We start from the raw sequence: 25,705 nt of genomic DNA, 5'->3' as shown, positions 1-25,705 counted from the left end.
CGCGCGGCGCCAGCGGCTCGCCTGGCCGGCGGCGGCCCGGGGCGCGGGACTCCTTGGCGCGGGACTCCTTGGCGCGGCCGCCGCCCCCGGAGCGGCCGGAGTCCGCGCCGGCGTCCGGCTCGGGCGCGTCGTCGTCATCGTCGGAGGCGGCCGAACGTGCCCGGGTGCCGCGCCGTTTCCGGTCAGATTCCTTGGCCGGTTCCGGCTCCGGCTCCTCGTCGGGTTCCGGGGCCTCGTCCGGCTCGGCCTCCTCCTTCTTCTTCTGCTCAGGGGCCTCCTGCTCGGCCGAGCCGTCCCCGGTGACCACGTCGGTCAGGCGGCCGTCGAGCAGCGCCTTGGAACGTTCGGCCAGGGCGTCGGCCACGGTGTCATAGCCCCGGTGCAGGGCGGCCGAGACCACCGAGCGGCCGCTGGAGAACAGCTCCTCGCGCACCCGCTCGCCGAGCTTCCCGAAGTGCTCCGAGCCGCCGAGTCGGTGCATCCCCTCGCCGACCAGGTCCTTCGGGTTCAGATTCGCCTTGCGGCCCAGTGCGTAGGAGGCGATCACCAGGGCCAGCTTCGCCTTCTTCGTCCGGCCGAGGACATAGCCGGCGGCCAGCCCGGCCGCCACCGCCGCCCTGGTCGAGGTGTCGGTCATGTGCGCGCGTCCTTCTCTGTCGCCCAGCCCGAGGCCCGACCGGTCGCCCGGGGCCTCGCCGTGCCCACCAGCCAACGGCCCCCGGACCGAACCCGCACGTCGAACGGGGCCGATCGGGGGCACGGGGCCGATCGGGCACACGGGGTCGAGGACGGCGAAGGCGACCAGGGCGCGGCGCGGGGGCGGCGCGGCCCGGCGCGGAGGTGAACGCGGCGCGGGGCGCCGGAGAGGAAACGGAACGGAATCCTCGCAGAGCGCGCGAAACGGTTACCGCGCCACCGGGATGGCGCGGTAACCGTCACGATCAACCACCGCAGAATGGCTGAGAGTAGCCCCTCTGGAAGCCCTTTTCGGTCGCTGAACGCGGCCGGCGGGTGGACCGGCCCCGGTCTCAGATCACCGGACGGGGCTGGGACCAGCCGGGGACACCCCCGGAGCCGAGGCGCTCCACCTGGGAGGTGAAGTCGGCGGCCAACTGCTGGGCCTCGCTCTGCGCGGGGGACTGGTTGGTGATGTTCACCGCGACCGTGAGCACGCCGCTCACCGGGGCCTTCGGCGAGAGCCGCACCGGGGTGCAGGTGAAGGTGAAGTTCTGCGGGGTGGTCGCGTCGTAGGAGGCGATCCTGGCCTCGGCCAGGCTGGCCGTCTGACCGGTGTGGTACGCCCGGTCCATCGTCGCGAAGACGCCGACGGCGTCCAGGCCCGGCAGCGACTCGCGGCCCACGCTCAGCTGCTGGACCCGCCCGAACGAGGCGCCCTGCTTGGCGTTGGCGTAGCGCAGCAGGTGGTTGGGGCCCTGCGTGAGCATGATCGGGAACGGGGCGCCGTCGAAGACCGCGAACATCTCCTGCTGCTGGGTCAGCAGGCTGTCCCGCAGCTGGAACTCGGAGAGCAGCGTCTCGGCGAGGTTCTGCATCCCCTCCATGTGGCGGGAGTCCCACTGGCGGGGACGCATGTCGGCGACGCAGACCGTCCCCAGGATCTGCCCGGTGTGGTCCAGGAGCGGGGTGCCGAGGTAGGCGCGCACCCCCATCTCGTTGACCAGCGGGTTGCCCTTGAACCTGGGGTAGTCGAAGACGTCGTCCAGGGCCAACTGGGAGCCCTGCGCGACGACATGGGGGCAGAACCCGTAGTCGATCGGCGCCTCGCGGGCTATCTCGGGGATGCTGCCGAGGTCGAAGGCTATGCCGCGACCGTCGCTCTCGCCCATGGTGTCCTCGGCCGCCGTCGGCGGGGTGTACATACCACGGAACATCTGACGGTCGTCGCTGATGAAATTGACCATGGCAAGGGGTGCCTGGGCAAGACTGCCGGCCAGCCGGGCGATGCGGTCAAACTTTGCCTCGGGCTCGGAGTCGTTCAGACCGAGAAGCTGCAACCGCCGCCTGCGCTGCTCACCCTCGTTGGGGGCGTGATCGGGTGTCAGGGGCTTCATGGGCACACATGAAACCAGAAGCAATGGGCAATGCGCCGCCCCACAGGGGTACTTGGCCCTCCTTTTGTCGCGCGGGTTTCGTCACATCCCGTTCCCGATGCTCACGGGTCGCTCGCGGCACGGAGGGCGTCTGACATGGCAGGGAGCCAACGGAGGGGGAGAGCGGGCCGAGCAACGTAACCCCTCAGCTTGTCCAGATCCCGACCTTCTCAATCCTGCCGCGCTCAGTTCTCGTCATTCCCAATCGAAAGTGGGCGGAAGCCGATGGCCCGTACGACAATCGTGCGGTGGGTTCGCTGTCATCACGCGCGCAGGCGCCGCCGGAAACGGGCGAAGGTGCGTGGATGTGTCCCCTGAGGCGCGGCGCGCACCGGGTGGTCACCTCTGTCCCGGAATCTGATCGGTTGAAGTCGTGGCATCACTGTAAAGAGCCGGTTAAGAGCCGTGAGTTGATCGCCTACCTTCGCGTAGGGTGCCCCTGCCGTGTCAGTCGCCAGCATCACGTCGTCAGCCGCGAGGTCATGAAACAGCCGAGAGCAAGCGTCCGCGCCGGGGCCAACGGGGCCTCGATCCGGCCATTTCCGGCGGGTCGGACAGCCCTCCCGTCCGACCTGCTCGGCAGATCCCGAACTGTCCGTTTCGAGAAGGCGCCTGACGGTCCGTTGGCCAGCAACGTTGCTCCGGCCGACAGGAGTCCGGAACGCCGCTCCAGGGATGGCGCTTCCCCGCCGAAGACGGCATCCTGCCCTGTCGTCAGGCATATGACGCGGGCATCCGGCCCAGGTGAGCGAGGCTGATCGCAGAGAAAACGAAGACCCGCATCGGACATGGCGCGTTACCACTCACCAGGCCAGGGGGGTGGCCTACCGATAGGGGACGGGGGCGGACAGGGGGTCCGGCCCCGTATAAGTTCGACCAGGCACAGAAACAACCCGCAAGCAGGTAGCTACACACAGGAAGCAAAATGCTCAACTTTCCACGGAGAGTGAGCAATCGCATCGGCGGCGCCACAAGGCACCCCGGCCCGACCCGCACCACCCGCACGGCGAGCACCACCAGCACCACCGACGCATCACCGACGCACCATCAGCAGGACCGCAAGACCGCAGGACCGCACCACCCCGCACCAGAGCACCACGCACGAACACCGCACCAACGCGAGGACGTCAGGAAATCGAAGGAGTTGACTGGTGAAGAGTTCGACAGCGGAGGTCGAGGAACGCGCGGTGGCGGTGATCGGCATGGCCTGCCGCCTCGCTGGCGCGGACAACCCCGACCAGTTCTGGGAGGTGCTGCGCGACGGCCTGGACGCCACCAGCGAGACCCCCGCCGACCGCTACGACGTGGACGCCCTCTACTCTCCGCACCCCGCCCCCGGCACGATCGGCGCCCGCCGTGCCGGGTACGTCAGCGGCATGGCCGAGTTCGACGCCGAGTTCTTCGGCATCTCCGCGGGCGAGGCCACCGAACTCGACCCCCAGCAGCGCCTGTTGCTCATGTCCACCTGGGAGGCCCTGGAGGACGCGGGTCAACGGCCCGACGCCCTCGCCGGCACCCGCACCGGCGTCTTCGTCGGCGCCGCCCGCTCCGACTTCGTGGAGGAGCAGTACCGACGCGGCCTGACGACCGTCAACGCCACCGCGTTCCACAACTACCGCTCGCTGCTGGCCGCACGGCTCTCCCACACCTTTGATCTACGCGGGCCAAGTGTCGTCGTCGACACCGCCTGCTCCTCCTCCCTGACCGCCGTGCACTCCGCCGTGATGAGCCTGCGCGCCGGCGAGACCAGGCTGGCGATCGCGGCCGGCGTCAACCTGCTGCTGCGCCCCGACGAGGGTGTGCTGATGACCCAGGCCGGCACCCTCTCCAGGGACGGCCGGGTCAGGTTCGGCGACGCGGACGCCGAGGGCTTCGCGCCCAGCGACGCGGTCGGCGTGGTGGTCCTCAAGCCGCTGCGCCAGGCGATAGCCGACGGCGACCGGGTCCGCGCGGTGATCGCCGGCAGCGCCATCGGCAACGACGGCCACACCAGCGACTCCGTGCTCACCCCCTCGCTCCAGGGCCAGGTGGACGTGCTGCGCTGGGCCTACGAGGACGCCGGAGTGTCCCCGGCCGACGTGGACTTCGTCGAGGCCCACGGCTCCGGCTCCCCGACCCTGGACCCGCTGGAGATCACCGCGTTGGGCCAGGTGCTGGGCGAGGGACGCCCGGCGGGCCGGCCGGCCCTGATCGGTTCCGTGAAGACCAACATCGGCCACGCCGAGGCCGCCGGCGGCGTCGCCGGCCTGATCAAGGCGGTGTTGGCGCTGGAGCACGGCCAGGTGCCGCCCAGCCTCAACGTCACCCGGCTCAACCCGCACGTCGCCTGGGACCAGCTGCCGTTGGCCATCCCCACCAGCCTCCAGGAGCTGCCCAGTGCCGGCCGCGCGCTCGTCGCCGGCGTCAGCGGCCAGGGTTCGTCCGCGCTCAACGCCCACGTGGTGCTGCGCCAGGGCGAGACGATCACCTCCAGGAACGCCGACCCGCGCCGCCCGGGGGACGACGACGAGGTCTGCCTCCTCGCGCTCTCCGCCCGTTCCGGCGCCGCGCTCCAGGAGCTGGTCCGCTCCTACGTCCACTACCTCTCGCCCGGCGGCGCCGGCGCCGAACTGGCGCTGCGGGACATCTGCTACAGCGCGGCGACCCGCCGGCAGCACCACCCCTACCGGCTCGCCGTGATGGCCGGCTCGCACCAGGACATGGTGCGCGCGCTGGGCGACCCGGGCCGGCCCGTGGAGCCCGAGATCGCCTCGCTGCCGCTGGCGGCCGTCGCCGAGCAGTACCGGCGCGGCCACGAGGTGCGCTGGGAGAGCGTGTTCGGCTCCGACCACCTCTATGTCCCGCTGCCCACCTACCCGTGGCAGACCCGGCGCTACTGGCCCGGCGAACGGCCGGTCGACGCCCAGGACGCCGACGCCGACCTCGCCGTCACGGTGCTGCGCGAACACGCCAGGAGCGCGTCCGCCGACTACTCGGACACCTCGCTCCTGGCCGACATGGGCATCGACTCCCTGGCGCGGGTGCGCATCATCCTGCGCCTCGCCTCCGACCACGGCTACGAGGTGGAGGCCGAGGAGCTGGCCCAGCTGCGCACCGTGGGCGACTTCCGCAATTGGCTTCACGTGCTGGAGGCACAGGCCGCATGAACAGTGGGCGTGTGACGCTCTTCGACTGGTTCGCCGTCCCGGCGGCCGAGCACCCCGACCAACCGGCGCTGGAGGTGGGCGCCGAGCGCCTCACCTACGGGGAACTGCGCCGGCTGGTCGAGGGCCTGGCCGTCCGGCTGTTGGCGGTCAACGGCGGCCGGAGGCCGCGCGGCGTCGGGCTCTCGGCCAGCCGCTCGGTGGCCGCCTACGTCGGCTATCTGGCGGCCCTCCGGGTCGGCGCCACCCTGGTGCCCCTCAACCCCGAGGCGCCGCCGGCCCGCAACGCGGCGGTCGTCGCCGCGGCCGACGTCGACCTGGTGATCGCCGACCCGGCGTCCGCGGACGTCACGCCGGGCGTGGTGACGCTGGCGTTCACCACCGAGGAGCTGCGCGCCCTCGCGGCGGGGAACGCCGAGGCGCCCACGTGCCCGACGACTCCCGATGACATCGCCTACCTGGTCTTCACCTCGGGCTCGACCGGCGTGCCCAAGGGCGTGCCGATCGCGCACCGCAACGTCACGGCCTATCTCTCCCACGTGGTGCCGCGCGCCGAGGCCGGACCCGGCAGCCGCATGTCCGGCACCTTCGAGCTGACCTTCGACGGCTCCGTCTACGACCTCTTCGTCGCCTGGGGCTCGGGCGCGACGCTGGTGGTGCCGATGCGCAGTCAGCTGATCTCGCCGGTGAAGTTCATCGCCAGCCGGGAGTTGACACACTGGTTCTCGGTGCCGTCGCTGCTGTCGTTCGCCGACCAGCTGGGCACCCTGAAGCCGGGCGCGATGCCGAGTCTGCGCTGGAGCGTCTTCGGCGGCGAGCCGTTGCCGCTCTCCGGCGCCAGGGCGTGGGCCTCCGCCGCCCCGAACAGCAGGATCGAGAACCTGTACGGCCCCAGCGAGCTGACGGTCTCGTGCACCGAGTACCGGCTGCCGGCCGATCCGGCGGACTGGCCGACGACGTCCAACGGCACGGCCCCGCTGGGCGCGGGCTACGACGGTCTTGAGTTCCTGCTGCTCGACGAGGACGGCGCCCCGACCGACGACGGCGAGCTGTGTGTGCGCGGCCCGCAGCGCTTCCCCGGCTACCTGGACCCGGCCAACAACGCGGGCCGCTTCCTGACGGTCGACGCTGCCGGAACGGTGCACCCGTACACCGGCGAGGGCCCGTTGACCGAGGAGCACTGGTACCGCACCGGCGACCGGATCGCGCGCGGGGACGGGCTGTTGGTGCACCTGGGCCGCGTGGACCAGCAGGTCAAGATCCGTGGTTACCGGATCGAGCCGGGAGAGATCGAGGCACTGCTGCGCGATCAGGACGGCGTCCGGGACGCGGTGGTCGTCGCGGTCCAGGGAGCCGACGGGGAGAAGGAGTTGGTCGCCGCGGTCAGTGGCAGCGGGGCCGCCCCCGAGCCGCTGTACTCGGCGCTGGGCGACCGGCTGCCGCCCTATATGATTCCGCGTCGCATCACGGTGCTTGACGAACTTCCCCTGAACGCCCACGGGAAAATCGACCGCCGTGCCCTGGCCGGGACCTTCGAATCGGACCGTTCCTGAAAGTGGCCGGCGTTGTGCTCCGTGCCGTTGAAACCATCGCGGTCGAAATCCGCCTGGCCGAGATCGCCGAAACTGTGAGGCTGACACCATGAATGACGCGAACGGTGGGCGCGACGCGTTCGACGCCATCGTGGTGGGCGCGCGCTGCGCCGGTTCCCCCACGGCGATGCTGTTGGCCAGGGCCGGCTACCGCGTACTGCTGCTGGACCGGGCGGAATTCCCCTCGGACACCCTCTCCACCCATCTCGTGCACCAGCCGGGCGTCGCGGCGCTGGGGCGTTGGGGTCTGCTGGGGCGCGTGGTGGACTCCGGTTGTCCGCCGCTGGACCGGGTCCGGTACCGGGTCGGCGACGTCGAACTGACCGGCTGCGGGCGGGGCGTTGACGGGCACCGGGCCGGCTACGCGCCGCGCCGCTTCGTGCTCGACGCGATCCTGCTGGAGGGCGCGGTGGCCGCCGGCGTGGAGTTCCGGGAACGGTGCACCGTCACCGAGTTGCTGCGGGACGAGAACGGCCGGGTGGTCGGGGTGGCGGGCACCCACCGGGGGAGCCCGTTCACCGAGCGGGCCCGGCTGGTGGTCGGCGCCGACGGGATGCGGTCGAGGGTCGCCGAGTTGTGTGACGCTCCCTTCACCTCCCGGAAACCCACGTTCACCTGCGCTTACTACGCTTACTGGGATGACCTTCCGGCGTGCCTGGAACTGTACGAGCGGCCCGGAGCCTGGGTCGCGGCCGTGCCGACCAACGCGGGGGCGACGCTGGTGTTGGCGTACTTCCCGCAGGCGCGGTTCGACGAGGTGCGCCGGGACGCGGAGGCGGCCTACACCGAGCAGGTCAGGAGCACCGCGCCCGAGCTGTACGACCGGATGGCGGGGCGGCGGCCGGTCGAGCGGCTGCGTGGAACCGGGGACCAGCGGAACTTCTTCCGGCAGGCCACGGGCCCGGGGTGGGCGCTGGTCGGGGACGCGGGGCACCACAAGGACTCGATCACGGCGCGCGGGATCAGCGACGCGTTCTACCAGGCGGAGTCCCTGGTGCGGCACATCGGGGACGGGCTGGCGGAGCCGGCGCGGTTGGACGAGGCGCTCGACGCCTTCGCCGCCGACCGCGACAAGGCGCTGACCGGCGGTTTCGAAGCGACGCTGAGCGTCGCCCAGTTGGAGGTGCACGAGGAGCGGCTGTCCCTGCTGCGGGCGGTGCGTCAGGACGAGGAGTTGACCTCGATCTACTTCGACCTGGTCGCGGGCATCGGGTCGCTGGAGTCGCTGTACACGCCGCGGCTGATGGCGTTGTTGTGAGCTGTTGAAGGCTGTGGTGAAACGCTGTGAACCGTTGTGGAACTGCGCGGGACCCGTGAAGGGAGGTGTGAGGTCGGGGGGCGGCTTCGGGTTCCGTTTCGAGGCCGTGGCAACGGCGGTGCCTGACAGGGCGGATGACGTCGTCGGAGATCAACGGCCCTTGGCCGGATGTGTTCGACGTGACCTGGTACGGTGCACCGGGTTGGACGTTAGTTGACGTGGCGTTACGCTGCGAAAACGACATTTCCACTGTAGCAACCGGACATTGTACGCATCCCTGCTATGGGTGTCCCTTATCGCTATCATCGTTCCGCCGCCCCCGAGGAATCAGATGTCAGGCATACGCGACCGACGCAGAGATCCCAGAACTTCGCGTAGATCTCTCCGGATTTCGCTGGTTCTGCCGGTCCTCATCGCCGCGCTCACGCTCACCGCCCTGTGGGGCTGGGCGGGAAGTGATCTGGTTGGGGACAGTCTCAAGCTCAGGTCCGACGCCGATCGCGCCGCTTCGGTCGGGGCCCCGGCCCGGGAACTGATCGCCGGCCTCCAGGACGAACGCCGCGCCACCGCCGCCTGGTTGGCGGCCGACGACGCCGAGTCCAGGGACGCCGTCGAGGAGGCCCGCGCCACCACCGACCAGGCGGCCGACCGGTTCCGCTCCGCACGTTCCGAACTCGCCTCGGGCAGCTCGACGCTCCGCAGCTGGGCCGGCCGGCTCGACGGCTCGCTGACGGAGCTGGACCAGCGCCGCACCGCCATGGACGCGGGCGAGCTGACCGGCACCGAGACCCACCGCGCCTTCAGCGACACCGTGGGCGAGGCCATCGCCCTGCTGGACGCCGCCCACCGCAGCGACGACGGCCAGTTGAGCCACCGCGCGGCCGCCGCCACCGACCTGATCGAGCTGACCGAGGCGTTCTCCCGCCAGGACGCGCTGCTGTACACGGCCACCGAGGAGGGCGCCGACCAGCAGGCCGTCGCCCAGGCGTACGCCCAGGCGCTGGCGCTCCAGGTCCAGACCCGCACCGCGCTGAACATCGGCGACCTGCCGCAGAACCAGGCCGACGCCTTCGAGAGCCTCACCGAGACCTCCCAGGTCGCCGAGCTGGTCGCCGTGGAGACACCGGGCGAGGGCGGGGCGACCGCGCTGCCCTCCGACGCCGACGCCTGGCGCGAGTCCGCCGAGAACGTCGGCGCCGAGCTGTGGCAGCTCAGCGACGACACGTTCGCCTCCGCCAACTCCCAGGCGACGAGTCAGGCTTCGCGGATGCTCCTCGGCGCCGCGGTCGGCACCGTGCTGGCCCTGGCCGCGCTGATCGCCGCCGCCGTGCTGGCGGTGCGCTCCGTGCGTTCGCTGCTGGAACGGATCGGCGCGCTGCGCGAGGCGGCCGACGAGGTCTCCGACGTGACGCTGCCCCAGCTGGTCGAACGGATGGGTCGGGAGGGCCAGTTGGAGGCCCCCGCCGCCCCCGCCGAGCGGCCCTTCGGCGACGACGAGGTCGGGCAGCTCGCCGCCGCGCTGCGCCGGCAGCGGCAGCAGGTCATGGACACCATCGTCCAGCAGGCCAGGGGCCGGGAGGGCTCCGAGACCGTCTTCCTCGGCCTGGCGCGCCGCACCCAGATCCTCATCAACCGGATCATCCCCAAGCTGGACAAGCTGGAGCGCGAGCACCAGGACTCCCGGCTGCTGAAGGACATCTTCGCCGTCGACCACCTGGCGACCCGCGTCCGCCGCCACACCGAGAACCTGCTGATCCTGGGCGGCGCCATGCCGGGCCGCCGCTGGGGCGAACCGGTCCCGATCTACGAGGTGATCCGCAGCGCGATCTCCGAGACCGAGGACTACAGCCGGGTCGAGGCGCCGCCGGTGCCCCGGGTCGCGCTGACCGGCCGCGCGGTGGCCGACGTCGTGCACCTGCTGGCCGAACTCATCGAGAACGGCACCTCGTTCTCCCCGCCGGACACCAAGGTCTCGGTCAGCGCCCAGACGGTGGCCAAGGGCCGGGTCGCGGTGGAGATCATCGACCGGGGCCTGGGCATGTCCGAGGCCGAGTACACCCGGCTCAACAACCTGCTGGCCGACCCGCCCAAGCTGGACATGATGACCCTGGGCGAGGCGCCCCGCCTCGGCCTCTTCGTGGTCGCCCGGCTCGCCAAGCGGCACGGCCTCGAAGTGGTGCTGCGCTCCTCGCCCTACGGCGGCACGCTCGCCGTGGTGCTGCTGCCGCACGAGCTGCTGGAGGAGGGCTCCTCGATCCTCTCCGGGATCATGGGCGACACGGCCCAGGCCACCCCGGAGGCGGCGCCGACCGAGGTGGAGACCACCCAGGCCCTCACCGCCCCACACGCGGCGGACATCGACCCGCCGCAGCCCCACCGCCCCATCGGCGGCGGCCTGGAGCCGGCGCCCCCGCTGGGCGGCGACGAGCGCCCCGAGCGCGAACCGGCCGGCATCGGCGCGAGCGGATCGACGCGCGCCCCCGAGGAGGAGCGCGCCCCCGCGCTCGACGAGGGCCACGCCTACGGCGAGAGCCGCGCCTACGACGAGGGCCACGCCTTCGCCCTCGACGGTGGCTCCCCCGACACCGGCCCCCTGGACACCGGCCATGGCGTCCACGACGGCCCCGCCGTCGCCCCGCAGCACGAACCCACGGCGCCCCTGGGCCAGCCGCACGACGTCGAAACGGAGGCACTGCCCCACCCGCCCACCGTCTACGACGACAGCGGATATCCCGCGTACGGAGGTGCCGGCCTGTTGCCCAGCACGCCCAACACGCCCAACACGCCTGGTTCGGCCGGCCGTTCGGACCGTCCGGGCCCCCAGCCCGCCGGCCGTGGCCCGGCGCCGCGTCCGACCGGCGGGCCCGCCCCGTCCCGGGTCGCGGCCCCCAGGACCGAGAGCGGCCTCCCCACGCGGAGCACCCCGCGCGGTGGGACGCCGATCGACAAGTCGGTCCGGACGGCGGAAGATATGCCCCGTGCACATACGGATGTCACACCCCCCGCGACCGAAGCACCACCCCGCACCATCGAGGCGACCCCCCAGCCGGGCGCCGGGTCGGGAACGCCGTTGAAACTCCCCGTGCGCGTGCGGGGAGAACGTCTGGCGGAGCAGCTCCGCGCGGAGGCGCACCTGCGCCCGGGGGCGGACGACGAGGCCCTGTCCCGTCCCCTCTCCCCCGGTCGGGCAGGCGCCACCATGGCGGCCATCCAGTCGGGAAACAAACGCGCCCGCGCCACCCAGCCCGCACCCCCTGCCGAAGGACATGACCCGCAGGCGCAACCCGCCGGATACGAAGCCGATGCGGAAGGAACTGCGAGGAAGGATCAGCGATGACCGACCAGACCCACGCCAGTGCCCACCTGGGCTGGCTTCTGGACAACCTGGTGGCCGGGGTGCCCGAGGTCCACCACGCCATCGTGCTGTCCCAGGACGGGCTGCCCCTCGCCCGTTCCTCCGCCCTCGGTCGGGACGACGCCGAGCACCTCTCGGCCGTCGCCTCGGGTCTCCAGAGCCTCTCCCGTGGCGCCTCGCTGCGCTTCCAGGGGGGACACGTCCGGCAGACCGTCATCGAGATGGACAACGCCTTCCTCTTCGTCACCAACGCCGGCCAGCGCGCCCAGTTGGCCGTGCTGACCTCCGACAAGGTCGACGCGGGGATGGCCGCCTACGAGATGACCCGCATCGTGCAACAGGTCGGCGAGTACCTCAGCGCCGCCCCTCGGACCGAGCCCTCGTCGGCCACGGCTTCGGGGCACTAATTCGGTGACGATCAGGAAGAAAGCTTCGTGGTTCGATGAGGAGTCCGGATACCTCGTCCGCCCCTACGCTATCTCCGGGGGCCGCACCTCCCCAGACGGTTCGGACTTCGCCCTGATCACCCTGGTGGTCGCCCTGCCGGCCTCGCGCACCCTGGACAGGCGTCGCGAACAACCGGAGTTGACCGCCATCCTCGATTTAACACAGGAACGCCCACTGGCGATCGTCGAAATCGCGGCGCGGCTTGACCTGCCGGCCAGTGTGGTGAAAGTGCTCTGCGGGGATCTGCTCGACAAGTCCATGATCTCTGTCAAGAAGCCGAGTCATGAGGCGTCAGCCCCCAGTGTGGAACTACTGGAGAGGGTCATCAATGGAATCCGCAGGCTATAGCCAGCCGGGGGGCGCGCAGCTGGCGATGCCAACGGCGCTGAAAATCCTGGTCGCCGGTGGTTTTGGGGTGGGCAAGACCACCATGATCGGCTCGGTCAGCGAGGTTCCCCCGCTGGAGACCGAGGAGTACATGACGCAGGCGAGCGTCGGCGTGGACGACCTCGCCCAGATCCCGGAGAAGACCACCACCACCGTGGCCATGGACTTCGGACGGATCACCCTCGACGCCGACCATGTGCTGTACCTCTTCGGCACGCCCGGCCAGGAGCGGTTCTGGTTCATGTGGGACGACCTGGCGGCCGGCGCGCTGGGGGCCGTGGTGCTGACCGATCCGCGCCGGCTGGCGGACAGCTTCGCCTCGGTCGACTTCTTCGAGCAGCGGCGCATCCCGTTCGCCATCGGCATCAACTGCTTCTACGGGCGCAAGGAGTGCACGGCCGAGGAGGTCAACGCGGCGCTGAACCTGCGCAAGCCGGCGCCGGTGGTGATGTGTGACGTGCGCCAGCGGGAGTCGAGCAAGAGGGTGCTGCTGGCCCTGCTGGAGTCGGCGAAGGCGGTGGCCGTCCACTGATCAACGCCCCACGGCGTGTGGGGCGTTGACGATCGCCGGCCCGTGGGTGGCCGTTCCCGGGTGAGAGAACCGGGAACGGCCACCCGCCGCTCTGTCGGGGTCGCGCGGGCTCCGCCGTCAGGGCACGCGGGCGACGCCGGCCCACATGGAGACCGTGGCGTGGGTGGCCTCCGGCGGCACCGGCCCGTCGGGGCGCCAGTCCTGCGGGGGGACCAGGCCGGGCTCGACCAGCTCAAGCCCGTCGAAGAACCGCCGGATCTCCGCCTCGTTCCTGATCTGCCCCATCTGGCCGGTGGCCGCCCGGTCGACGTTGGCGATGCGCTCCCAGGTCGGCGGGTCGAAGTCGCTGGTCACATGGGTGATCACCACATAGCTGCCGGACGGCAGGGCGCGCACGTACTCGGCGACCAACTCGTGGGCGGGGACGCCGTTCTCGGCGTCGTCGGCGATGTAGTGCAGCAGCGCGTTGAGACAGAGGGCGATCGGCCGGTCCAGGTCGAGCACCTCGGTGAGCCGGGGGCTGTCGAGGATGCTGGGCGGGTCGAAGAAGTCGGCGTGCAGATAGGCGGTGCGGCCCTCGGCGGTGCCGGTCATCAGCGCCTCGGCGTAGCGGAGCACGATCAGCCGGTTGTCGGTGTAGACGATCCGGGCGTCGGGCGCCACGCCCTGCGCGGTCTGGTGCAGGTTGGGCTCGGTGGGGATGCCGGTGCCTATGTCGAGGAACTGGCGGATGCCGGCCTCGCCCGCCAGCCAGCGGACCGCGCGGTGGATGAACGCGCGGTTGGCCCTGGCCGCCGTCTTCACGCCCGGCCAGATGTTGGCCACGAACTGGCCGGCCTGCTCGTCCGCCGGGTAGGAGGTCTTGCCCCCCAGGAACCAGTCGTAGACCCGCGCCGGGTCGGGCTTGTTCGGGTCGATCTGTTCCTCAAGCAACGGCTCGTTCCTCCCACTTGGCGATCCAGTCGTTGATCGGCAGGCTATCCGGAACGGACGCCGCCGAGTCCAGCGCCATCAGGTACTGGCGGACGACGTCGGGCCGTTCGCTGACCTCGACGCCGTCGAGCGTGCGCAGCAGCACCCGGTCGGCCAGGTCCGAGGGGCGGTACCTGATCATCTGGACCGGCCCGCACAGCAGCGCGGAGTGCGGGGTGCGCAGCGGCATCACCCGGATGGTGACGCCGGGGCGTTCGGCCAGCCGCCGCAGATGCGCGAACTGCTCCCGCATCACGGCGGGGCCGCCGACCCGGCGGCGCAGCGTCGCCTCCTCGACCAGCGCCCAGACGGCGGGCGGCGCGGGGTTGGCGCGCTCCAGGACGGCCTGCCGGCCGACCAGCAACTCGACGCGGCGGGTGAGCAGTTCGGGCGGGTCGTCGGGGTGCTGGATGCGCAGCAGGGCCAGGGCGTAGCCGGGGCTCTGGAGCAGCTCGGGGATGACGGCCGGGGCGTAGACGCGGACGAACTGGGCGTGCTCCTCCAGCGCGATGTGGTCGGCGAGCCAGTCGGGCAGCACGTCCCGGTAACGCTCCCACCAGCCGGGCCGGTTGGCGCGCTCGGCCTGCCGCAGCAGCTCGGCGTTCTCCGCCGGGTCGTGGCGGCCGTAGGCGGCCAGCAGGGGCGGCAGTTGGTCGGCGGCCAGGGCGGCCCGCCCCTCCTCGACGCGGCGCAGGGTCAACGGCGAGATGTCGAGCGCGCAGGCCGCCTGGGCCATCGAGAGGCCGGCGGACAGCCGGAGCGCGCGGAGTCTGGCTCCCAGCAACAGCCGGCTGGCCGTCGCGGGGACGCGACCAGTCGACATGGCTGACTCCCTCTCTTCCCGTACTTCCGGTACTTCGTGTACTTCCCGTTCGTCCCGCGCGGCTCGTCACGCCCCCGCGCCTCCGGCGTCTCCGGTGTCTCCGTCGGCTCCGGAGGCTCTCGCGACCGGGGCGTTCCCGCGCTCTCGTGTTGTTCATTCTGTCACTCGCAGAACGCGACGAACGGCGCCGCCGGAAGGCAGCGTAGTGCGAACCCCCGTGCGACCGTGAACAGTTGCCGCCCACTCGACGTTTCCGGTACACCTCCGGTTCCCCGGGTCGGTGGAGGAGCGCCCCGAGGGCACCACGAACGTCCGCCCGGCCACGCGGCGGGACGGGCGGGGGCCGCTTCGGCGCGGCCTCCCGTCGCGGCGGAAACCCGGGTGTCCCGCGCGCACGGCCTGCGTAGGGTTGGACGATGCCTGAGCTGAAGCGCCTCCACGCCGACCACGCTCCGGCGGTCCTGGCCTTCGAGCGGGCGAACCGCGCGTACTTCGCCGCCTCGGTTCCCGACCGTGGCGATGCGTACTTCGACCGCTTCGCCGAGCGACACGGTGCCCTGCTGGCGGAGCAGGAGGCCGGCATCAGTTGCTTCTATGTGCTGCTGGCCGAGGACGGCTCGGTCCTGGGACGGTTCAACCTGCTCGACCTGGAGGACGGCACCGCCGTGCTGGGCTACCGGGTCGCGCGGCACGTCGCCGGCCGTGGACTGGCGACCGCGACCGTGCGGGAGGTGTGCCGGCTGGCGGTGGCGAGCCACGGGCTGCGAACCCTGCGAGCGGCGGCGGCCCGGGACAACGTCGCGTCCCAGAAGGTGCTGACCAGGGCCGGATTCGTGCCGGTCGGCCCCGCCGAGCCGGCCGACCTCGAGGGCGAGCCGGGCACCTGGTACCAGCGTGACCTCGCGCACGACGGGACCCCGTGACCCGCCACCGGCCCCGCTGACCTCCGGTCCGTCGGCTCGTCCCAACCGGCCCGCCCGGCGGACGTGTTCCACGATCACCCCATCGCGGGGGGGCGGAGGCGCTACGCTGGTGGGCGCAGCTGGTTCGCCCTGCCCGCCAGGCAGGCGCGTCGTGAAGAGGGAAGCCGGTGGGATTCCGGCACTGCCCCGCAGCGGTGAGTGGGAACGACCGCCGTCATACGCACTGGGCCCCGATCGGGCCTGGGAAGCGACGGCCAGTAGGTCCGCGACGCGAGCGCGCTCGGCGACGAGCGCGTTCCGGTGCGGCTGCCCGCGAGTCCGAAGACCTGCCACCTGCCCGTGCGCGACCGTCGCGCGCGGTGGTTCGGTGACCTCGTGGGCGGGTCGCGTGAACACGACGCGTGGACCTCGCGTGCCCTCCGGCCGCGTGGAGCACCGCCGTTGCCACGCCTTCGCGCCCGTTCCCGGTCTCCGGCCAGACGGGACACATCTCGCGAAGGAGAGTTCCTTGACCACTCAGCCCGCAGCCGCGGCAGTGAGCGCCACCGTCCACGGCTATCCCCGCCAGGGCTCCGACCGGCAGCTCAAGAAGGCGATCGAGCGCTACTGGAAGGGCCGCCTGGACGCCGACACTCTGCTGGCCACCGCCGCCGAACTCCGCGCCACCACCTGGCGCCAGCTCGCCGAGGCCGGCCTGGACGAGGTCCCGACCGGGGACTTCTCCCTCTACGACCACGTGTTGGACACCAGCGTGATGGTCGGCGCCATCCCGCCCCGGCACCGCGCCGCCTTCGAGGCCGACCCGCTGGACGGCTACTTCGCGATGGCGCGTGGCACCCAGGAGGTCGCGCCCCTGGAGATGACCAAGTGGTTCGACACCAACTACCACTATCTGGTCCCCGAGTTGGGCCCCGACACGATCTTCTCCGCCGACTCCGGCCGGCAGTGCGCCGAGTTCGGCGAGGCCCTGGCGCTGGGCCTCACCCCGCGCCCCGTGCTGGTCGGCCCCGTCACCTACCTGCTGCTGGCCAAGCCGGCCCCCGGCGTTGACGAGGGCTTCGAGCCGCTGACCCTGCTGGACCGCCTCCTCCCCGTCTACGCCGAGGTGTTGGCCGACCTGCGGGCGCGGGGCGCCGAGTGGGTCCAGCTGGACGAGCCCGCCCTGGTGCAGGACCGCACCCCGGCCGAACTCTCCGCCGCCGAGCGCGCCTACCGCGAGCTGGGCACCCTCGCCGACCGCCCCCGGCTGCTGGTCGCCTCCTACTTCGACCGGCTGGGCGCCGCGCTGCCGGTGCTGGCCAAGGCCCCGATCGACGGCCTCGCCCTCGACCTCACCGGCCCCGCCGCCCGCAACCTCGACGACCTCGCCGCCGCCGGTGGCCTGCCAGGCAAGCGGCTGGTCGCCGGCGTGGTCAACGGCCGCAACGTGTGGATCAACGACCTGGAGCGCTCGCTGGCCGCCCTGGCCACCCTGCTCGGCCTCGCCGACCGTGTCGATGTCGCCGCCTCCTGCTCGCTGCTGCACGTTCCGCTGGACGCCTCCGTCGAGCGGGACATCGACCCACAGATCCTGCGCTGGCTGTCCTTCGCCCGCCAGAAGGTCACCGAGATCGTCACCCTCGCCCGGGGCCTCACCCAGGGCGCGGACGCGATCGGGGCCCAACTCGCCGCGAACCGGGCCGACCTGGCCTCCCGCTCCGGCTCCCCGATCACCCGCGACCCGGCCGTCCGCGCCCGCGCCGCCGCCGTCACCCCGGCGGACACCCGCCGGCCCGAGCCCTATCCCCGGCGGGCCGTGGCCCAGCGCGCCCGGCTGGCGCTGCCGCCGCTGCCGACGACCACCATCGGCTCGTTCCCGCAGACCACCGAGCTGCGCGCCGCGCGCGCCGAGTCGCGGGCCGGCCGGCTGGACGCCGCCGGCTACGAGGAGCGGGTCAGGGAGGAGATCAGGGAGACGATCTCCTTCCAGGAGAAGGCCGGCCTCGACGTGCTGGTGCACGGCGAGCCCGAACGCAACGACATGGTGCAGTACTTCGCCGAGCAGCTCACCGGCTATCTCGCCACCCAGCACGGCTGGGTCCAGTCCTACGGCACCCGCTACGTCCGGCCGCCGATCCTCGCCGGCGACATCTCCCGCCCGACGCCGATGACCGTGGAGTGGACCCGCTACGCCCAGTCCCTCACCGACCGCCCGGTCAAGGGGATGCTCACCGGCCCGGTCACCATGCTGGCCTGGTCCTTCGTCCGCGACGACCTGCCACGCGCCGAGACCGCGCGCCAGGTGGCGCTCGCCCTGCGCGACGAGGTGCTGGACCTGGAGGCGGCCGGCACCGCCGTGATCCAGGTGGACGAGCCGGCGCTTCGGGAGACCCTTCCGCTGCGGGCCGCCGACCAGCCGGCCTATCTGGACTGGGCCACCGAGGCGTTCCGCCTCACCACCGGCGGGGTTCGCGCGGAGACCCAGATCCACACCCACATGTGCTACGCCGAGTTCGGCGACATCCTCCAGGCCATCGACGACCTGGACGCCGACGTGATCAGCCTGGAGGCGACCCGTTCCCACATGCGGGTGGCCGACGAGCTGGCGGCGGCCCGCTATCCGCGCGAGGTGGGTCCCGGGGTCTACGACATCCACTCCCCGCGCGTGCCCGACGGCGAGGAGATCGTCGGGCTGCTGCGGGCCGGCCTGGCCGCGATTCCTCCCGAGCGGCTCTGGGTCAACCCGGACTGCGGCCTCAAGACCCGGGCCTGGCCCGAGGTGCGCGACGCCCTGACCCACCTGGTCGAGGCGGCGCGGACGCTGCGGGCCCAACTGTCCTGATCCGTCGGTCGGTTCGAGGTCCGGCCGGGGTCCGTTCGAGGTCCGGTCGGGGGCCTTTCCGGTCGGAGGAGGTTCTCCTTCGACCGGAACGGGCCCGGCCGGCCCGGCCCGCCCGACGGGGCCGGTGGGAACGAAGTCGCGGGAGAACGATTCCCCTGCGGGTGTGCTTGCGGCAGGCTGAGGGTGTGAGCGGTGACACACGGAGCAGCAACGGCCAACCGGCCCCGGCGTCGGACGAACGGCAGCTGCCGGCGCACCTGGTGGAGCGCGTGCGCCAGGCGGTGCGCCTGGTGGGGCTCCCGCTGGCGGCCGAGAACGGCGGGGTCGGGGTCTGCCTGGAGCGCGAGGGACCGGGCGAGGGCCCGGTCGACCATGTGGTGATCCGGTGGCGCACCTCGGCCGAGCTGTGGGCCACGGCGGAGGACGAACGGCCCGACGGTCCGGCCGAGAAGCTGCGCAACACCACGCTGACCGCGATGGAGGACGCGCTCTCCGAACTGCTCGCCGCCGGCGGACTGGTCGTCGCCAAGCACCCGTTCACCCGCTCCCTGGCGGTGTGGGGCATCGAGGGCCCGCCGCCCGTCGAGTGACGGACGCGCGCGGGCCCGGCGCGTTCCCGGCCCGTTCCCGCCCGCTCCTGGGTGGTTCGTGGAGCGGTTCGATCGCTTCTTGGCCCCCTTTGATCACACCCGTCCTGAGGCTTAACTCCCGTCCCCCTGACCGTCGCTGACCAGCGGGGATTGTCAGTGGCTGCCCGTAGAATCGAAAGCGTTCGAATGGTCAGCCGTCGTTCCCGGAGGTGCCGATGGCCGCTGTCGCAACACCGCTTCCGCTCCCTCTCACGCTTCCCTCTCCCACCCTGTCCGCCCCCGAGTTGCGCAGGAAGCCCCTGCCCGCCGGGCAGCCCCGCGCCTGGTACGAGTCGCACAACCGCAGGCTCAAGGCCCTGCGGCTGGCCACGGCCCTGCTGGACACCGGCGTCTACCACCCGGCCGGCGCCAGCAACGAGCGCATACGCGCGCTCGCCCCGCTGATCGGCGTGCGCTACCCATCCGACACGACGTGCCGGATGGTCCGCTCGCTGATGCGGCACTGAGGGGCCGGCCCGGCCGACGAACCCGGCGCCGGGCTCGCCGGTCCCCGCCGGGCGCCCGCCCCCGGCCGTGCCACGCGCCGGCCGGGGACGGGCGTCAACCGCCCGCCGTCAAGCGCGTGTTGACGGACCGTTGGGTGAACTCCGGGTGCGAATACCGGGTGGGGTCCCGGTGTGACGCGCGAAACTCGGGGTACGTGGGGTGAGGAGTGACAGCCGCGTCACTCGGTGCCTTCATGCGCCGGCGTGCGCCGCCCGCCACCGTGAGGCAGGGGGAGGATCACATGGTCGCCACACGACAACCCGTCTTCGAGCGGGAGGCCGCGATCCGTGGTGTGCACGCGCTGACCCGCGCCGGTCGCGCGTACCCGCCCGGCAGCCGCCGCCCCGTGGTGTTCTTCCAGGGCGGCCCGGGCAGCGGCAAGTCGCTGCTGCTCCAGGTCCTCGACGACCGGGTCAACCAGTACATCCCCTACGCCAGGGTGGACTTCGCCGACAACCGCTACGACGAGATCCCGCACACCCTCACCGTGCTGGCCGAGCGTCTGACCCGCTACCGCCCGCGCTACGGCAGGCTGCGCTTCCCCCGCCTGCTCATCGCCCTGCTCGTCGCCGAACAGAGCCTGCCGGGCGGGGACTTCGAGCAGAGCAGGGAGGCCCTGCGGCAGCGCCTCAGACAGCGGCGCGGCGCCCGGTGGCCGCAGCGCTTCCTGCGCGAACTCACCGGGGAGCCCCCCGAGGCCGGCGTCACGGCCGGCGCCATGACGCTCCTGTTCCGGCTGCCGCTCCAGGCCGTTGCCGCCGGGCTGGCCCTGGTCTTCCCCACCTTCCCGCGCCGTTCCCAGGTGTGGTTCGGCCACCGGGACCGGGGCAGGACCGACCACGCGCTGGACACATTGATCGAGTTGAACACCTGGGCCAGGGAGTTGCGTGTCACCGGGGGCGCCGGCGGCGCCGGGGCCCCGCCCGGCATGGACGCCCGGCTGCGCGCCGCCCGGGACAACGTCGACAAGCTGCTCTGCGAGGCGTTCCTCGCCGACCTGCGGGACGCCCCGCGCCGGGTGCACGCGCTGCCCACGCCGCTGCTGCTCCTGGACAACGTGGACGCCCCGGCCGGGCGCGCCTTCCTCGGCCGACTGCTCGACGCCCGCCCCCCGCTGGAGCCCGGCGCCAGGGCCGAGCCGCTGACCGTGGTCGCCACCGGCCGGGTCGCGCCGCCCGAGCTGGCCGACACCCCCGAGGCCCCCCTCGACGAGATCCCCCCGTCCGCGAACGCCCGCGAACTCCCCGCCTGGCTGCGCTACCGGCTCCCCGACCTGGCCAGGGCGGACGTCCAGCGGCTGCTCAGCGACGCCGCCGTGCACGGCCCGGCCGACCGCCGACTGGCCCGGCTGGTCCACGAGTTCACACAGGGCCACCCCGAGGTGGTCGGCGTGCTGGCCGGCGCCCTCGCCGCCCGGCGGGACGGCGCCGCATCCGTCGCCGAGCTGCTGGAGGAGCCGGTGCCCGACCCGGCCGGCGGCGGCGCCCACGGCCCCGCCGCGCCGCGCCGCTCCGCCGAGCAGCGGCTGTTGTACCGGCTGCTCCCCGACGCGGACGGCCGGCTGGACCTCATCGCCCGCTGCGCCGCCGGCCGGAACGCGGCCGAGTCGCTGTGGCTGAGCCAGCGTTCCGGGCTCGCCAACGTGGTCTGGGGGGAGGGCGTCGAGCCCTGGGACCCGTCGGCCGGCGCCGGCTCGGCGGTGCTGCTGCGGCTGCTGCGCCGCCGGCTCGCCCGCGCCCCCGAGGAGTGGCGCGAGGCCCATGCCAGCCTGCACGAGCACTGCGTGGAGCGGGGCGACCTGGCCGGCCGGCTCTACCACCGGCTGGCGCTGGGCGAGCTGCGCGAGGTCGCCATCGAGCTGGCCGAGCTGCTGCCGAGGACGCCGGGCGCCGACTGGCTGGCCCTGCTGGACGAGGTCGCGCGCGCCCCGCTCGGCTCGGTGGAGGCGCAACGCCAGCCGCCGCACGCCCTGTTCCACGCCCTCACCAGGGAGGCGACGGGCGCCGCCTCGCTGGGCGAGGAGACCACGACCCGCATGACGCACCTGCTGGCGGCGCTCCGCATCGTCAGCGACCCGCTCCACGGCACGGCCCGCGAGCTGCTCTACACCCAGGTCGCCAACGCGCTGGCGGCGCTCGCCTCGCGTTCGCCCGACGGGCTGGTGGTGCTCCAGGAGTCGGTGCGGGAGTACCGGCGCCAGGCCCAGTGGTGGGCCTGACCGGCTCCTTCCCGACCGCGCCGACCCGTTCCGATCGCATCCCGAGGAGAGCAGATGCCCCCTTCGTCCAAGGCCCCCGGCCACGGGGGCTCGTCCCAGGCCGACCCCTCGTGGGAGCCGCCGCCCCGCCGGGGCCTGTGGCTGCTCTCCGCGCTGCTCGGGCTCGTCGTGCTGGCCGCCGCGCTGCTCCTGGTGCCCGACTGGTTGGCCGAACGCGACTGCGGCGGGTCGGAGTTGACCGATCGTGGCGGCGAGTGTGTCGGAGTCAGCGATGGCTCGCCCCCGTTCCTGCCCCCGGAGGCCGGGGACGCGCTGGCCGACCGGTTCCGCGAGATCCAGCAGCTGATCCAGCGGGAGAACGAGCGCGTCGCCGACGAGGGCGGCACCGCCGTCAAGGTGGGGCTGCTGTCCACCCTCACCGCCGACGAGCGCGGCCCGCACTCGCCCACCCGGGTGCTGCACGCGCTGGAGGGCGCCTACACCGCCCAGATGCGCGCCAACCACGGCCGTCAACTCGGCGACCCCACCCCACAGATCCAGCTCCTGCTGGCCAACGCCGGCTCCCGCCACGACAAGTGGGAGCCGGCCGTCGACCGGCTGGTCGGCATGACCGACGACGACATTCCCCTGGTCGCCGTCGCCGGCCTGTCGATGAGCAGCGACCACAGCAGGGCGGCGGCCGAACGCCTCGCCGAGCACGGCATCCCCCTGGTCGCCGCCTCGGCCAGCGCCGACCGGCTCAACGCCGAGACCGTCCCCGGCCTGGTGCGCGTCACCGCCAGCAACACCGACTTCGTGACCGCGCTCGCCGCCTATGTCCACGCCCGCGACGAGCTGGACGAGGCGGTGCTGGTGCACGACACCCGCGCCCCCGACCTCCATGTGACCACGCTCACCGACGCGTTCCGCGCCGAGCTGGCGACCGAGCTGGGGGACAACCCGGACCAGCCGTTCCAGGGCACCAGCATCGGCGAGTCCGCCGCGCCCGCGCTCTTCCGCGCCGCCGTGCAGAACGTCTGCGTCACCGAGGCCGACATGGTGCTGTTCGCCGGCCGCGCCGCCGACCTCGACGCCTTCGTCGAGTCCCTGCACAGCCGGCCCTGCCGGGGCCGGCCGATCGCGGTGCTCTTCGCCGAGACCGGCCCGGTGATCGACGAGAGCGAGAGCCAGCGGCTGGCGGACAGCCACATCACCGTGGTCCAGGCGTCCGCGATGGACCCGGCCTGGTCCGCCGACGGCGGCGCCAACCCCGAGGCGCCGGCCGGCTTCGCCGACTTCTACGCGGCCTTCGAGGAGCACGTCCCGTTCGAGGAGGACGTCCCGGCCACGCTCAGGGACGGCTACGCGGTGGCCAACCACGACGCGCTCGCCGTCGCCGTCCAGGCCATCCGGGTCACCCACGCCCAGGCGCCGGACGAGCCGCTGACCCCGAGCCGGGTCACCGACGCGCTGTTCCTGCTCCACCTGGGCAACGCGGTCCCCGCCGCCAGCGGAACCCTCGAGTTCACCGTCGACCGCGACGGGGACCCCGGCGGCAAGCCCGTTCCCATCATCGAGACCCCACCCGGAGACGAACGCCCCGCGCTCTACACCACCCCCGGGGCCTGACCGCTCGGCCGGCCCCCGACCGCACCACCGGCCCCGGCATCGCCCGGCGGAAGGCCGCGTTCACCTCGCCCCTGTCGCCGTGGCAGCGGGCCGAACCCCGGATCGGTCACTCCGAGAGCCCGGGCCCGGCGCGCAGCGCCTCCCACAGCACCCGGCCCTGCGCCCCGGCCGGCGGCTCGGCGCCGAGCAACGCCGAGACGGTCGGCGCCACATCCACATGGCGCGGCAGCAGCGCGAAGCCGCCGGGGCGCACCCCGGCGCCCGCGACCAGCAGCGTGGCGTGCGCCTCACTGGTCGAGCCGTGCCGCCCGGCGGGCGCGGCCGGCGCCTCGGCCGCCGCCGTCCACCCCGGCCGTGGCTCCACCACCAGCTCGCCCATGGCCGGGCTCATCCGCAGCAGCCGCTGCTCGCCGGCGCCCAACACGGCCCGCACCTGGGGCAGTCGGGCGACGGCCGACCGCACCCTGGCCACGTTCCGCGCGTTGTCGGCCTCGCCGAGGAAGTGCAGGCTGGCGCTGCCGCCGACGACGATGGCCACGTCCGTCTCGGGCGCCGGCGACCGGCCGCTGGTCAGGAACTCGCCGCGCAGCCCGGCCGAGGCGATCGCGTCCAGCAACTCCCCGCCGAACGCCCGGTCGAACTCGGTCATCCCGTGGTCGCCCACCAGCACGAAGGCGGTGCGTTCGAAGATCCCGGCGTCCCTGGTGGCCTGGACCACGCGCCCCAACTGCCGGTCCATCTCGGCCATCTGGGCGTCGATCGACGGGTCGTTCGGCCCGACGCGGTGGCCCAGGGCGTCCAGGTCGTCGCAGTACACGGCGGTCAGGTCCGGCACATCCGGCACGGTGACTTCGACGCCGTCCGAGGTCACCGGCCGCCCGGCCAGCAGGTCGCCGAACTGGTCGACGCGGTCGGCGCAGGCGCCGCCCGGCTGGGTGTAGAGGGCGCGCGGGTCCCCGTAGCGCACGCCGTGGTCCTGGAGGATGAACCACTGCACCGAGGCCAGGGTCCTGCCCTGCGCGGCCAGCGACTCGGCGAGCGTGGGCACGGCCAGCGCGCGGCTCTGCCCCACGGCGGCCCCGGCCTCCGGGTCGTAGACATAGGCCGTGTTGCCGTGCCGCTCCGGGAAGGCGCCGGTGGCCAGCGTGGACATCGACGGGTTGGTGATCGACTGCGCCACCCCCAGGCTGGTGCCGACGAAGCCCCGTTCGGCCAGGGCGTCCAGGTTCGGCGTCTCCACCCGGTGCCGGTACGCGGGGTCGAACCCGTCCCACACCAGCAGCACCACATGGTCGGCGCGTGGCGCCTGGCCGGCCGTCCGCCCGGCGGCCTGGGCCCCCGGCGCCGTGCCGCCCGCCAGGAGCACCGCGCACACCGCGAGCACGGTGAGCACGGCCAGGGCCGTCAGCCCGGTGCGCCTCCGGTCCGACAGCGCGTCGATCGTTCGTCTGGCCCGCATGGTGACCGCCTCCCGTACGGGGCCGCCGCCGCTCGGCGGCCCGCCGGGGACGATCGAAGAGGCCCGGGACCAACGCCACATGGCGCCCGCGCGGCCCCAGGAAGAACGCCCGGAAGAGCGCCCGGAGGAACGCCCGGAGGAGCGCCCGGAGGAACGCTCCGCTCAGCCGGAGCGCTCAGTTGGCGCGCTCAGCCGGTGCGTTCAGTCGGCGCGTTCACTCAGCGCACGCTCGGCCAGCGCGCTCCTGGCGCGCATCAGCGCGAAGCCCAGCAGGTTCTCGCCGCGCCAGTGGGTGGGGGAGGTGGCGAGGGGATCGTCCGCCGCGCGGCCGATGCCCCAGACGCGGTCCAACGGGCTGGCCTCGACCAGAACGCGTCCCTCGTGGCCAACAGATAGGCGGAAAGCGCCGCGTCCTGACCGAACTTGGCGAGACTGCCCCGGATCACGATCTCCATCCGGTGCGCGCGCCAGACCTCCTCGTCGAACCCGGCGGCGCCGCGCCCCAGTTTCTTGGCGGCGGCCGGGTGGGGCGCGGCCAGCACCCGGGCCGCCGTCTCCTCGTCCCCGAAGAGCCGGGCCTTGGCCGCCATCATGTAGTGCTCGGCGGTGGCGTAGCGCACGCCGTCCACGGTGAACGGGGACGGCCACCACTGGCTGAGGACCCAGGGCCCGACCCCGCCGCGCCGGCCGGGCCGATGGCCCCAGAAACACAGGTAGGCGAGCCTCCGCCCGGCCCGCTCCCAGCGGCACAGCGCGGCGAGGTCGGCGGGCGGGTCCTGGGCGTCGTGGTCCTGGGCCTCGTGGGAAACCATGCGCCCAGCCTGGCGGCTGAACGGGGCGCGAGCCAGGGATTAACCGCCGTCGCGGCCACGGAGGATGCGCCGGCGCGCGCCGGCCAGCGCGCGCCCGAGCCCGCGCCC

18 protein-coding genes, 1 pseudogene and 1 riboswitch are annotated in these 25,705 nt (G+C 73.0%); of the genes and pseudogenes, 13 read left to right on the top strand and 6 right to left on the bottom strand.

Annotation, left to right across the window (positions count from 1 at the left end; all coding sequences use genetic code 11):
• A partial coding sequence (locus EBN88_RS15150; protein ID WP_122184408.1) for a hypothetical protein occupies positions 1–637 on the bottom strand: 637 nt, incomplete at its 3' end.
• 391 nt (positions 638–1,028) lie between these two features.
• A complete protein-coding gene (locus tag EBN88_RS15145; RefSeq protein ID WP_122184407.1) occupies positions 1,029–2,072 on the bottom strand; it encodes a GAF domain-containing protein in 1,044 nt (347 codons plus the stop codon).
• Between the two features lie 1,190 nt (positions 2,073–3,262).
• Here EBN88_RS15145 and EBN88_RS15140 point away from each other — a divergent pair.
• From EBN88_RS15140 to EBN88_RS15110, 7 genes are all read left to right on the top strand, one after another.
• Complete coding sequence (locus EBN88_RS15140) at positions 3,263–5,257, top strand: beta-ketoacyl synthase N-terminal-like domain-containing protein (protein ID WP_233580692.1); 1,995 nt, start codon at positions 3,263–3,265, stop codon at positions 5,255–5,257.
• The gene (locus tag EBN88_RS15135) at positions 5,254–6,807 is read left to right on the top strand and encodes an amino acid adenylation domain-containing protein (protein ID WP_122184406.1); all 1,554 of its coding nucleotides are present in this window, start codon (positions 5,254–5,256) and stop codon (positions 6,805–6,807) included. The genes EBN88_RS15140 and EBN88_RS15135 overlap by 4 nt, the downstream gene beginning before the upstream one ends.
• A gap of 88 nt (positions 6,808–6,895) precedes the next feature.
• Positions 6,896–8,104 (top strand): NAD(P)/FAD-dependent oxidoreductase, encoded by a 1,209-nt coding sequence (locus EBN88_RS15130; RefSeq protein ID WP_122184405.1) that lies wholly within the window; start codon positions 6,896–6,898, stop codon positions 8,102–8,104.
• Between the two features lie 331 nt (positions 8,105–8,435).
• The gene (locus EBN88_RS15125) at positions 8,436–11,441 is read left to right on the top strand and encodes a sensor histidine kinase (RefSeq protein ID WP_122184404.1); all 3,006 of its coding nucleotides are present in this window, start codon (positions 8,436–8,438) and stop codon (positions 11,439–11,441) included.
• Positions 11,438–11,866 carry a roadblock/LC7 domain-containing protein gene (locus EBN88_RS15120; protein WP_122184403.1) on the top strand — a complete coding sequence of 143 codons (429 nt, stop codon included), beginning with the start codon at positions 11,438–11,440 and terminating at the stop codon, positions 11,864–11,866. Before EBN88_RS15125 ends, EBN88_RS15120 begins: the two co-directional genes overlap by 4 nt.
• 4 nt (positions 11,867–11,870) lie before the next feature.
• On the top strand, positions 11,871–12,254 hold the full coding sequence (locus EBN88_RS15115; RefSeq protein ID WP_233580690.1) for a DUF742 domain-containing protein: 384 nt from the start codon (positions 11,871–11,873) through the stop codon (positions 12,252–12,254).
• A gap of 25 nt (positions 12,255–12,279) precedes the next feature.
• Positions 12,280–12,825 (top strand): GTP-binding protein, encoded by a 546-nt coding sequence (locus tag EBN88_RS15110; protein ID WP_233580689.1) that lies wholly within the window; start codon positions 12,280–12,282, stop codon positions 12,823–12,825.
• A gap of 117 nt (positions 12,826–12,942) precedes the next feature.
• On the opposite strand, the gene EBN88_RS15105 is transcribed toward EBN88_RS15110, so the two are convergent.
• Together EBN88_RS15105 and EBN88_RS15100 are read right to left on the bottom strand one after the other, a co-directional pair.
• Positions 12,943–13,758, bottom strand: coding sequence for an SAM-dependent methyltransferase (locus tag EBN88_RS15105; RefSeq protein WP_122184401.1), 816 nt, complete (start codon positions 13,756–13,758; stop codon positions 12,943–12,945).
• Positions 13,751–14,620: a DUF5753 domain-containing protein gene (locus tag EBN88_RS15100; protein WP_122184400.1), complete on the bottom strand. Its 870-nt coding sequence runs from the start codon at positions 14,618–14,620 to the stop codon at positions 13,751–13,753. Before EBN88_RS15100 ends, EBN88_RS15105 begins: the two co-directional genes overlap by 8 nt.
• A gap of 416 nt (positions 14,621–15,036) precedes the next feature.
• Between EBN88_RS15100 and EBN88_RS15095 the strand changes: the two genes are divergently transcribed.
• From EBN88_RS15095 to EBN88_RS15070, 6 genes are all read left to right on the top strand, one after another.
• Entirely contained in the window at positions 15,037–15,543 is a 507-nt protein-coding gene (locus tag EBN88_RS15095) for a GNAT family N-acetyltransferase (RefSeq protein ID WP_122184399.1), read from the top strand.
• Positions 15,544–15,646: 103 nt separating this feature from the next.
• A riboswitch (cobalamin riboswitch) is annotated at positions 15,647–15,891 on the top strand.
• Between the two features lie 160 nt (positions 15,892–16,051).
• Positions 16,052–18,364: a 5-methyltetrahydropteroyltriglutamate--homocysteine S-methyltransferase gene (metE, locus tag EBN88_RS15090; RefSeq protein ID WP_122184398.1), complete on the top strand. Its 2,313-nt coding sequence runs from the start codon at positions 16,052–16,054 to the stop codon at positions 18,362–18,364.
• Positions 18,365–18,549: 185 nt separating this feature from the next.
• Entirely contained in the window at positions 18,550–18,954 is a 405-nt protein-coding gene (locus EBN88_RS15085) for a hypothetical protein (RefSeq protein ID WP_122184397.1), read from the top strand.
• Between the two features lie 209 nt (positions 18,955–19,163).
• The gene (locus tag EBN88_RS15080; RefSeq protein WP_122184396.1) at positions 19,164–19,460 is read left to right on the top strand and encodes a hypothetical protein; all 297 of its coding nucleotides are present in this window, start codon (positions 19,164–19,166) and stop codon (positions 19,458–19,460) included.
• A gap of 281 nt (positions 19,461–19,741) precedes the next feature.
• The gene (locus EBN88_RS15075; protein WP_122184395.1) at positions 19,742–21,718 is read left to right on the top strand and encodes a hypothetical protein; all 1,977 of its coding nucleotides are present in this window, start codon (positions 19,742–19,744) and stop codon (positions 21,716–21,718) included.
• 54 nt (positions 21,719–21,772) lie between these two features.
• On the top strand, positions 21,773–23,326 hold the full coding sequence (locus EBN88_RS15070) for a type 1 periplasmic-binding domain-containing protein (RefSeq protein WP_122184394.1): 1,554 nt from the start codon (positions 21,773–21,775) through the stop codon (positions 23,324–23,326).
• A gap of 106 nt (positions 23,327–23,432) precedes the next feature.
• Here EBN88_RS15070 and EBN88_RS15065 read toward each other — a convergent pair whose 3' ends face one another.
• Both EBN88_RS15065 and EBN88_RS15060 read right to left on the bottom strand, forming a co-directional pair.
• Complete coding sequence (locus tag EBN88_RS15065) at positions 23,433–24,785, bottom strand: alkaline phosphatase family protein (RefSeq protein ID WP_158621384.1); 1,353 nt, start codon at positions 24,783–24,785, stop codon at positions 23,433–23,435.
• Between the two features lie 201 nt (positions 24,786–24,986).
• Positions 24,987–25,597 (bottom strand): annotated as a pseudogene (locus EBN88_RS15060) (NADAR family protein).
• Positions 25,598–25,705: the final 108 nt, after the last annotated feature.

Source organism: Streptomyces triticirhizae (genome assembly GCF_003696235.1).
GTDB classification, from domain to species: Bacteria; Actinomycetota; Actinomycetes; order Streptomycetales; family Streptomycetaceae; genus Streptomyces; species Streptomyces triticirhizae.
Note: the sequence above shows the minus strand (reverse complement) of the source record. Positions and strands in the feature narration are given on the sequence as shown.